Raw genomic sequence first — 9,382 nt, forward strand, 5'->3', positions numbered from 1 at the left:
CCTAGGCGATCCGGGACTCGCGCTCGCGCACGATCCCCGTGAGTTCGATGTGGGCACTGCCGACGCGGCGGCCGGTGAGTTCACCCACGCGACCCTTGACCTCCTCGGCGACCCGGGCGGATCGGGTGACGATGTCGTCGCCCGCCCGGATGGGACCGGTGATGTCGAGGGCGAGTGCGCCGGACGCGTCGCCGAGTCCGACCCGCACCCGCTTGGCGGGGGCGCCGAGCCGTTCGGCTGCGACGGCCCGCGCCAGCGAGGTCAGTGCGCGAGCGGTGATCTCGACGCGGCCCGGGACGTCCGGGCCGGCGCTCACCGGGAGCTCCGGCGTCCGGTCAGCACGTCGGCGAGGGCACCGCGGTCGATGCGGCCGGTGACGAGCGCGGCCACGAGGGCCCCGACGGCACCGAACACGACCACGAGCACGAAGCCCCAGAAGCCGAACTGCAGCGCCACGACGGCGAGGATGGCCCCGATGAGGGCGCCGATCAGTGTGTTGCTCATGCGACTCGCGCTTCCTTCTTCTCGTCGTCCTTGTCGTCGTCGTCGCCCGGGATGTAGACGTCCTGGACGGTCACGTTGACCTCGGCGACCTCCATGCCGACGATCTGCTCGAGGGCACGGGCGACACCGGCACGGACGCCGTCCGCGACCTGCTGCAGCGCGACCGGGTACTCGGCGACGATCACGATGTCCGCGGCGACCTGCTTCTCGCCGACCTCGACCTTGACGCCCTGGCCGAAGTCGCGCTGGCCGATGGCGTCGCGGATGGCGCCGATGGCCCGTGCGGCGCCGTTGCCGAGGGAGTGCACGCCGTTGACCTCGCGTGCGGCGATGCCGGCGACCTTCGACACGACGGTGTCGTCGATGACGGTCTTGCCGGTCACGCTGCCGGTCGTGGCGGCGGCGCGGCCCGCCGCGGTGGCGGTGGTGGCCGGGGTGGTGGTCGTGGTGTCAGCCATGTTCGTTCCTTCCGTTGTCCCGCCGGGCGTTCCCAGCGGTTGCTGTTCACGGATGAGACGGGGCTCACCAGACGTTCGTCACACGGCAGTGATCGGATTCAGGAACTTTCCAGTGGAGCGGCGGAAACGCCGGTTCCACGTACCCCGGCTGCCGGGACGCTCAGTTCCCGGCGCCGTTTCCGTCCGCCTGGTTGCGCTCTGCAGCATCGCGGATCGAACGCACGGCCGTCATCGGGGACTCGCCCCGTTCCTCCAGGAAGAGCTGCTGGAGCCGACGCGGACGGACGCCGGCCGCGTCCGAGATCGCCTGCAGCGTCAGGCGCTCGTCCGGGTGCGACTCGATGAACGCGACGGCGCGGCGCAGCCGCCAGGAGGCGCGGCCCGGCCCGGCAGCGCGTGAGGCGCGGAGCGTCGCGGCCGGGTCCTCGCCGAACCGGTCGCGGTACATGACGGCGAGGCGGCCGTGGTTCGTGAAGCCCCACCGTCGGGCGATCTCGGTGACGCTCTCGTGGCCGTCCGCTCGCAGCAGTTCGCGCCGGACGCGGTCGAGTCGGTGGTCGCGGAGGAACCGGTGCGGTGTCGAGCCGAGCGTCCGCGCGAAGACGTCCTGCAGTCCGCGCTGGCTGAGTCCGCACGCGGCGGCGATGTCGGGGACCGACGGACGGTCGACGGCGCGTTCCTCGATGAACCGCACCGCGTCGCGCAGCCGGTTCGCGACCGGGACGTCCGATCCACGGTTCCGGATCGGGAAGGTGTCGAGGACGACGACGGCGAGCCGTCGGTTGAGCGCGGTCCGCATCGGTCCGAGCACCCGGTCGTCGACGAGCATCGGACCGATGTCGCGGACGAGGTGCCGCAGCGGCTCCTGGCGGGCGACGGCCTCGTCCTGCTGGTCGAACAGGAGCGGGCCGTCGGGCAGCGCGAAGCCGAGGTCGCGCCCGACCTCGCGGAGGAACCGGTCGGCGATGTGCACCCCGTTGTAGACGGTACCCGTCGACTCGAAGCGGTAGGCCTCGGACGCCGAGGCGATGTACGGGCTCCCCGGTTCGACCACGCGGGAACGGTCCGCGAAGTGCATCTCGAGCTGGCCCTTGGTGAGCCAGAACACGACGTGGTCGTCCCGCGGGCCGATCACCCCGCCGCGTCTGCCGCCCTCGGCGCGCATCGTGCGGAGGGTCAGGTCGTCGTCCCCCACGACCGTGTACTCGTAGCGGGTGTCCTCGGTCGCGAAGGTCTCCGAAGCGAAGGCCGAGCCGTGGTACTCAGCCTCGAAGATGTCGGAGTAGTCCGAGCCGTCGGCGTCGGCGAACCGCAGCCTGCGGAATCCGTTCGTCGCCGTCTCGGTCATGGGCGCATCATCGCACGCAGGTCCGAGGGTTGCGTCGACAGTGCGGGGCTATACCCTAGGGGGGTACCGTACCGACCACGACGGAGGCCAGCATGCACGAACACGTCGGCTACATCGGCGACAAGGACGACCTGCTCAAGCGACTCCGTCGCGCCGAGGGCCAAGTCCGCGGAATCGCCCGCATGGTCGAGGACGAGACGTACTGCATCGACGTCCTCACCCAGATCTCCGCCGCGAACCGTGCGCTCGAGCGTGTCGCGCTGTCGCTGTTGGAGGACCACCTCAAGCACTGCGTCGCAGAGGCCGTGGCCGAGGGCGGCGACGCTGCCGACGCCAAGGTCCGCGAAGCCAGCGACGCCATCGCCCGACTCGTCCGCTCCTGAAGGGAACCACCATGAACACCGAACTGCTGCTCGTCGAGGGCATGACCTGCGACCACTGCGTGATGAGCGTCACCGAGGAACTCTCCGAGCTCGACGGCGTGTCCGATGTCCGCGTGCGACTCGTCCCCGGCGGCGAGTCCGAGGTCACGGTGACGTCCGACGCCCCGGTGGCGCCCGAGGCCCTCCGTGCCGCGGTCACCGAGGCCGGCTACGAGGTCGTGCGGTCGTGACCGACGGCGTCGTCGAACTCGACATCACGGGGATGACCTGCGCCTCGTGCGCGAACCGCATCGAGCGGAAGCTCGGCAAGCTCCCCGGCGTCACGGCGACCGTGAACTACGCGACCGAGAAGGCCACGGTCTCCGGCAGCTCGGACACCGGCGCGCTCATCGCGGCCGTGGAATCGGCCGGGTACGGGGCCTCCGTGCCCGCCCCGCCCACACCGGCCGAGCCCGCCGCTCCCCGCGGGGACGACGCGTCCACAGCCCTCCGGCAGCGTCTGGTCGTCTCGGCCGTCCTCGCCGTCCCTGTCGTCGTCCTGTCGATGGTGCCCGTGCTGCAGTTCCCGAACTGGCAGTGGCTGACGCTCGCACTCGCCGCCCCCGTCGCCGTGTGGGGAGCCCTGCCCTTCCACCGTGCCGCGTGCGTGAACGCCCGGCACGGTGCCGCGACCATGGACACCCTCGTGAGCGTCGGCGTCCTCGCCGCGTTCGGCTGGTCGCTGTACGCGCTGTTCCTCGGCGACGCCGGGATGCCCGGCATGCACATGACCTTCTCGTGGTTCGCCACCGACCCCGAGGCGAGCGACCTCTACCTCGAGGTCGCGTCCGCCGTGACCGTGTTCATCCTCGCCGGACGCTACATGGAGGCCCGCGCGAAGCAGCAGTCCGGCGCAGCGCTCCGCGCCCTCCTCGAACTCGGGGCGAAGGACGCGACGGTGCTCCGCGGGGACTCCGAGTCGCGCGTGCCCGCTGCCTCGCTCGTGGTCGGCGACGTGGTCGTCGTCCGGCCGGGGGAGCGGATCCCGAGCGACGGGACCGTGCGCGAGGGGTCGTCAGCCGTCGACCTCAGCATGCTCACGGGCGAGTCCGTCCCGGTCGAGGTCCGCCCCGGCGACGACGTCACCGGTGCCACGATCAACGTCGGCGGCCGACTCGTGGTCACGATCACCCGTGTCGGCGCCGACACCGAGCTCGCGCGGATGGCCCGCCTCGTCGAGGACGCGCAGACCGGGAAGGCCGAGGTCCAGCGCCTCGCCGACCGCGTCTCCGGCGTCTTCGTCCCGATCGTCATCGGGCTCGCCGTGCTGGCCTTCGTCGGCTGGCTCGTCGTCGGCGGCTCGCTGACGGCGGCCTTCACCGCAGCGGTCGCCACGCTCATCATCGCCTGCCCCTGCGCGCTCGGGCTCGCGACCCCGACGGCGCTCCTCGTCGGGACCGGGCGGGGGTCGCAGCTCGGGATCCTCATCGGCGGTCCGCAAGCCCTCGAACAGACCCACGGTGTGGACACGATCGTCCTCGACAAGACCGGCACCGTCACCACCGGGTCGATGGCCCTCCGCTCGGTCACCGCTGCGCCCGACGTCGACGACGACGCCGTCCTCCGGCTCGCCGCCGCGGTCGAGGACGGCTCGGAGCACCCCGTCGCACGGGCGATCGTCACCGCGGCCCGGACCCGCGGGCTCGACGTCCTCGGTGCGACGCAGTTCACCGCGACCCCCGGTGCCGGCGTCCAGGCGGTCGTCGACGGCGAGGTCGTCCTGGTCGGGACCGTCGACTGGCTCGAGGCGTCGTGGGCGGTCACGGTGCCCGCCGCCGTCGCGCAGTCGGTCCGTGACGCCGAGGCGGACGGCGGCACGGCGGTCGTCGTCGCGACGGCGGGACGGGCGCTCGGCGTGGTCGTCGTCGCGGACACGGTCAAGCCCGAGGCAGCGGGTGCCGTCCGGCGCTTCGCGGAGCTCGGGCTGCACGCGGTGCTGCTCACCGGCGACAACGAGGGCGCTGCACGTGCCGTCGCGGCCGAGGTCGGCATCGACGAGGTGCACGCGCGAGCCACCCCGGCGTCGAAGCTCGAGACCGTCCGACGGCTGCAGGCCCAGGGGCACCGCGTGGCGATGGTCGGGGACGGCGTGAACGACGCCGCAGCACTCGCCGCCGCCGACCTCGGCATCGCGATGGGCGCCGGCACGGACGCGGCGATCGCAGCGAGCGATATCACGGTGGTCAGCGGCCGCCTGACGGTCGTGGCCGAGGCGATCCGGTTGTCCCGAGCAACCCTGCGGACGATCAAGGGGAACCTGTTCTGGGCCTTCGCGTACAACGTCGCGGCGATCCCGCTCGCGATGGCGGGGCTGCTGAACCCGGTGCTCGCCGGAGCGGCGATGGCGTTCTCGTCCGTCTTCGTCGTGACGAACAGCCTGCGCCTGCGCCGCTTCACCCCGCTGCCCGGGTGACGCGCGCAGCGAACGCACCCGCGCCTGCCGTCCAGCGGTGCACGCCACCCGTCGGACGGCGCTACGCTCGGAGACGGTCCGCGACGCAGCGCTGCGGTGACCCGCGGGCTTGTACGTCTTGAAGGTGATCCCAGGAGGACCCAAGTGACCGAATCCGCTCCCGTCGACCCCACATCGACCGACGGCTGGAAGAAGCTGGCGCAGATCGCCGACGGCTTCACCCCGGACCTGCGAGGGTGGTTCGACACCGACCCCGGTCGTGCCGAGCGCTACACGTTCCAGGCAGCCGACCTGACCGTGGACCTGTCGAAGGGCCTCGTCACCGACGAGATCCTCCAGGACCTGCTGCAGGTCGCGAAGGACACCGGCGTCGCCGAGCGCTTCCAGGCGATGCTCGCCGGTGAGCACATCAACGCCACCGAGGACCGCGCCGTCCTGCACACCGCCCTCCGCCGCCCGAAGGGTGCCTCGCCGGCGCTCGTCGTCGACGGCCAGGACGTCGACGCCGACGTACACGCCACGCTGGACAAGGTCTACGCCTTCGCGACGAAGGTCCGCGACGGCTCCTGGACCGGCGTCACCGGCAAGCGCATCGAGACCGTCGTGAACATCGGCATCGGCGGCTCGGACCTCGGCCCGGTCATGGTCTACGAGGCACTCAAGCCGTACGTGCAGGCCGGGCTCGAGGCGCGCTTCGTCTCGAACATCGACCCCGCGGACATCTACGAGAAGACCGCGGACCTCGACCCCGAGACCACGCTCTTCATCGTCGCGTCGAAGACCTTCGGCACGCTCGAGACCCTCACGAACGCCCGCCTTGCGCGGCAGTGGCTGTGGGAGCGGCTGGGCCTGACCGACTCGAGCGACGACGAGAAGTCGAACGCCGTGGCGAAGCACTTCGTCGCCGTCTCGACCGCGCTCGACAAGGTCGCCGCGTTCGGCATCGACCCCGAGAACGCCTTCGGCTTCTGGGACTGGGTGGGCGGCCGCTACTCCGTCGACTCCGCCATCGGCACGAGCGTCGTCATCGCGATCGGCCCGGAGAACTGGGAGCAGTTCCTCGCCGGGTTCCACGCGATCGACGAGCACGTCCGCACCACGCCGCTCGAGCAGAACGTCCCCGTCCTGATGGGGCTGCTCAACGTCTGGTACTCGAACTTCCTCGGCGCCCAGAGCCACGCGGTCCTGCCGTACACGCAGTACCTGCACCGTTTCGCCGCGTACCTGCAGCAGCTCACCATGGAGTCGAACGGCAAGCGCGTCCGCTGGGACGGCTCGCCCGTGACCACCGAGACCGGTGAGGTCTTCTGGGGGGAACCGGGCACGAACGGTCAGCACGCGTTCTACCAGCTCATCCACCAGGGCACGCGGCTCATCCCGACCGACTTCATCACGGTCGCGAAGCCCGCTCGTCCGCTGAAGGACGAGACCGGCGACGGGAAGGCCGTGCAGCCCGGACAGGACGTGCACGCGCTGTTCCTCGCGAACTTCTTCGCGCAGACGAAGGCGCTCGCGTTCGGCAAGACGGCGGACGAGGTCCGCGCCGAGGGCACCACGGACGAGGCGATCGTCTCGGCCCGCACCTTCACGGGCAACAAGCCGTCGACGTCGATCCTCGCGCCGGAGCTCACCCCGAGCGTGCTCGGCCAGCTCATCGCCCTCTACGAGCACATCGTGTTCACCGAGGGCACCATCTGGGGCATCGACTCGTTCGACCAGTGGGGCGTGGAGCTCGGCAAGCAGCTGGCGCTGCAGATCGCTCCGGCGGTCGACGGCGACCAGGCTGCGCTGGACGCGCAGGACTCCTCGACGAAGGCGCTCATCGCCAAGTACCTGGAGCTGCGCGGCGAGTGACGCACGCACCTGACTGACAGGAGGCGCGGTGCCAGGCGGCACCGCGCCTCCCGTCCGTCTGCTGGTCGCGTCGGTGCCGCCAGAGCGACAGGTCCCCGGGTTCGGTGCGCGTCCCTCTCGCGAAGGCGACAGATGCGCGTCGGCGCCAGGCGGGAGGGTGTCGCTTTCGCGAGCCGTGGCAGCTGGGCCGAGGCCACGGCGCGGTTCGTGTGCGGCGCTGTCGGCCGCACGGGTTACCGTCGGTGCATGGAGCGTTCGGAGATCCTCGCCGCGGCGGCTGCCGCGCACGCCGCCCGCATCGCCGAAGCCGGCGGTGACGACGCCGCCGCGCGGGAACGGGCCGAGCTCGTCCGGAAGCGCGCGGACGGGCTCGTGGACCGGATCGAGCGGAGCGAGGCGGCTGACGACGCCGCGCGAGACGCCGATCGTCGGCGGGCTGGAGAGGCCGACCGTGCCGCCTCGCGAACAGAGGGCTCGCTCTCGGACTGGCACCGGATGGGCACGCGGCGCGGGGTCTCGCCCGACGAGCAGGTCCGCACGGCGTGGACGGTCGCGGGCGTGCCGGAACCGGGTGACGCTCGGGCGCTCGCGAACATCCTGTTGTCGACCGCGGGTCACGCCGGACGCGTCGCCGACGCCGCGCGGAAGAACCCGCGACTCTCGGGTGCCGCGAGCGCCGCTGCTCGACGCACGGTCCGGCGCTACACGGACCACGGAGCGGACATGGCCTCGCTGGGGGACGTGCTCGACGAACCGGGCCGCGACACGGAGTGATCCGTGACCAGGGCTTTCATGGAGCGATCCAATCGTTCTGTTGTCTTCATGACCGATTGACAGGACATGAAATCGGGTTACGATCCTTCCAAGCGATGCAGCCTGATCACTGACGAAGGAGTCACCCGCATGGTCGACATCAAACCGACAGCCCCGAGCGTCCCGCTCCCGCCGGTCGGACAGGGACCGCACGTCCGCCGCCTCGGCGTCCTCGCCCTCGTCGCCACCTTCGGTGGTCTGCTCTTCGGGTACGACACCGGCGTGATCAACGGCGCGCTCCTGCCGATGAAGCAGGAGCTCGGCCTGACGAACCTCACCGAGGGTGTCGTCACGAGCTCGCTGCTCTTCGGTGCCGCGATCGGTGCCATGCTCGGCGGTCGGATCGCGGACGGCTGGGGGCGTCGCAAGACGATCATCCTGCTCGCGGTCACGTTCTTCGTCGGCACGCTGATCTGCGTCTTCGCGCCGGTCTTCGGCGTGATGGTGGTCGGTCGCGTCCTGCTCGGCCTGGCGGTCGGTGGTGCGTCGACGGTCGTCCCGGTGTTCCTCGCCGAACTCGCCCCCTACGAGATCCGCGGATCGCTGTCCGGCCGCAACGAGCTCATGATCGTCATCGGCCAGCTCGCCGCCTTCGTCGTGAACGCGATCATCGGCAACCTCTGGGGTGAGGGCAACGGCGTCTGGCGCGTCATGCTCGCGGTCTGCGCGCTCCCCGCGATCGCACTCTTCATCGGCATGCTCCGCGTCCCCGAGTCGCCGCGCTGGCTCGCGTCGAAGGGTCGCAACGCCGAGGCGCTCGAGGTCCTCGGACAGATCCGCTCGAAGGAACGGGCCGAGGCCGAGCTCGAGGACATCAAGCGTTCGAACGAGTTCGAGGCGAAGGTCCAGCAGCAGAGCGGCTGGCGCACCCTGCTCGGCAACAAGTGGCTGATCCGCATCGTGCTCATCGGCGCCGGCATCGGCGTCGCCCAGCAGCTCACCGGCATCAACTCGATCATGTACTACGGCCAGACCGTGCTCATCGAGTCGGGCTTCCAGCAGTCGGCGGCGCTCATCGCGAACATCGCTCCCGGCATCATCGCGGTCATCGGTGGCGTCATCGCGATCTACAACATGGAGAAGATCAACCGGCGCACGACGCTCATCCTGGGCTACTCGCTGACGACGGTCTGCCACTTCCTCATCGGCATCGCCTCGATGACCCTCGTCGAGGGCAACCCGGCTCGCCCGTGGGTCATCCTGTTCCTGGTCGTCGCGTTCGTGGGCTCCATGCAGACGTTCCTCAACATCGCCACGTGGGTGATCCTCTCCGAGATCTTCCCGACGCAGATCCGTGCGCTCGGCATGGGCATCTCGGTGTTCTGCCTCTGGATCGCGAACGCGTTCCTCGGGCTGTACTTCCCCACGATCGTGGCCGCGACCGGCATCACCGGCACCTTCTTCGGCTTCGCGATCGTGGGCGTGCTGGCACTGCTCTTCATCTGGAAGTTCGTCCCGGAGAGCCGCGGCCGCACCCTGGAAGAGGTCGAGGAGGGCGTCACCACCGGCAACATCTTCACGGTCCCCGCGAAGAAGGCGGGGCGGTAGACCCGACCGGAAGAGGGTCGGG

10 protein-coding genes are annotated in these 9,382 nt (G+C 70.7%); 6 read left to right on the plus strand and 4 right to left on the minus strand.

The annotated features are described in order from the left end of the window. Position 1: 1 nt before the first annotated feature. The 4 genes from Q7F20_RS09760 to Q7F20_RS09775 all read right to left on the minus strand — a co-directional run bounded on the left by Q7F20_RS09760 (position 2) and on the right by Q7F20_RS09775 (position 2,310). On the minus strand, positions 2 to 316 hold the full coding sequence (locus Q7F20_RS09760) for a hypothetical protein (RefSeq protein WP_305739905.1): 315 nt from the start codon (positions 314 to 316) through the stop codon (positions 2 to 4). Continuing rightward, a complete protein-coding gene (locus Q7F20_RS09765) occupies positions 313 to 504 on the minus strand; it encodes a DUF2273 domain-containing protein (RefSeq protein WP_070418041.1) in 192 nt (63 codons plus the stop codon). Before Q7F20_RS09765 ends, Q7F20_RS09760 begins: the two co-directional genes overlap by 4 nt. Then, complete coding sequence (locus Q7F20_RS09770; protein WP_305739906.1) at positions 501 to 962, minus strand: Asp23/Gls24 family envelope stress response protein; 462 nt, start codon at positions 960 to 962, stop codon at positions 501 to 503. Before Q7F20_RS09770 ends, Q7F20_RS09765 begins: the two co-directional genes overlap by 4 nt. A gap of 160 nt (positions 963 to 1,122) precedes the next feature. Next, positions 1,123 to 2,310, minus strand: a complete 1,188-nt coding sequence (locus tag Q7F20_RS09775) for a helix-turn-helix domain-containing protein (RefSeq protein ID WP_305739907.1) — start codon at positions 2,308 to 2,310, stop codon at positions 1,123 to 1,125. Positions 2,311 to 2,402: 92 nt separating this feature from the next. Between Q7F20_RS09775 and Q7F20_RS09780 the strand changes: the two genes are divergently transcribed. The 6 genes from Q7F20_RS09780 to Q7F20_RS09805 all read left to right on the plus strand — a co-directional run bounded on the left by Q7F20_RS09780 (position 2,403) and on the right by Q7F20_RS09805 (position 9,360). Then, complete coding sequence (locus Q7F20_RS09780; RefSeq protein ID WP_305739908.1) at positions 2,403 to 2,693, plus strand: metal-sensitive transcriptional regulator; 291 nt, start codon at positions 2,403 to 2,405, stop codon at positions 2,691 to 2,693. Positions 2,694 to 2,704: 11 nt separating this feature from the next. After that, a complete protein-coding gene (locus tag Q7F20_RS09785; protein WP_305739909.1) occupies positions 2,705 to 2,923 on the plus strand; it encodes a heavy-metal-associated domain-containing protein in 219 nt (72 codons plus the stop codon). Beyond that, positions 2,920 to 5,145, plus strand: coding sequence for a cation-translocating P-type ATPase (locus Q7F20_RS09790; RefSeq protein ID WP_305739910.1), 2,226 nt, complete (start codon positions 2,920 to 2,922; stop codon positions 5,143 to 5,145). The genes Q7F20_RS09785 and Q7F20_RS09790 overlap by 4 nt, the downstream gene beginning before the upstream one ends. Before the next feature lie 144 nt (positions 5,146 to 5,289). Next, positions 5,290 to 6,999 (plus strand): glucose-6-phosphate isomerase, encoded by a 1,710-nt coding sequence (gene pgi / locus Q7F20_RS09795; protein WP_305739911.1) that lies wholly within the window; start codon positions 5,290 to 5,292, stop codon positions 6,997 to 6,999. Positions 7,000 to 7,245: 246 nt separating this feature from the next. Then, complete coding sequence (locus Q7F20_RS09800) at positions 7,246 to 7,773, plus strand: hypothetical protein (RefSeq protein WP_305739912.1); 528 nt, start codon at positions 7,246 to 7,248, stop codon at positions 7,771 to 7,773. A 129-nt stretch (positions 7,774 to 7,902) separates the two neighbouring features. Then, entirely contained in the window at positions 7,903 to 9,360 is a 1,458-nt protein-coding gene (locus Q7F20_RS09805; RefSeq protein WP_305739913.1) for a sugar porter family MFS transporter, read from the plus strand. Positions 9,361 to 9,382 lie beyond the last annotated feature (22 nt).

The sequence above is a fragment of the Curtobacterium sp. A7_M15 genome (assembly GCF_030705415.1).
Lineage (GTDB): Bacteria > Actinomycetota > Actinomycetes > Actinomycetales > Microbacteriaceae > Curtobacterium.

What these genes read in the sequence shown, in the direction of transcription:
- Q7F20_RS09765 (WP_070418041.1), bottom strand. Translation starts at nt 504, where the DNA reads ATGAGCAACACACTGATCGGCGCCCTCATCGGGGCCATCCTCGCCGTC.
- Q7F20_RS09770 (WP_305739906.1), bottom strand. Translation starts at nt 962, where the DNA reads ATGGCTGACACCACGACCACCACCCCGGCCACCACCGCCACCGCGGCG.
- Q7F20_RS09775 (WP_305739907.1), bottom strand. Translation starts at nt 2,310, where the DNA reads ATGACCGAGACGGCGACGAACGGATTCCGCAGGCTGCGGTTCGCCGAC.
- Q7F20_RS09780 (WP_305739908.1), top strand. Translation starts at nt 2,403, where the DNA reads ATGCACGAACACGTCGGCTACATCGGCGACAAGGACGACCTGCTCAAG.
- Q7F20_RS09785 (WP_305739909.1), top strand. Translation starts at nt 2,705, where the DNA reads ATGAACACCGAACTGCTGCTCGTCGAGGGCATGACCTGCGACCACTGC.
- Q7F20_RS09800 (WP_305739912.1), top strand. Translation starts at nt 7,246, where the DNA reads ATGGAGCGTTCGGAGATCCTCGCCGCGGCGGCTGCCGCGCACGCCGCC.
- Q7F20_RS09805 (WP_305739913.1), top strand. Translation starts at nt 7,903, where the DNA reads ATGGTCGACATCAAACCGACAGCCCCGAGCGTCCCGCTCCCGCCGGTC.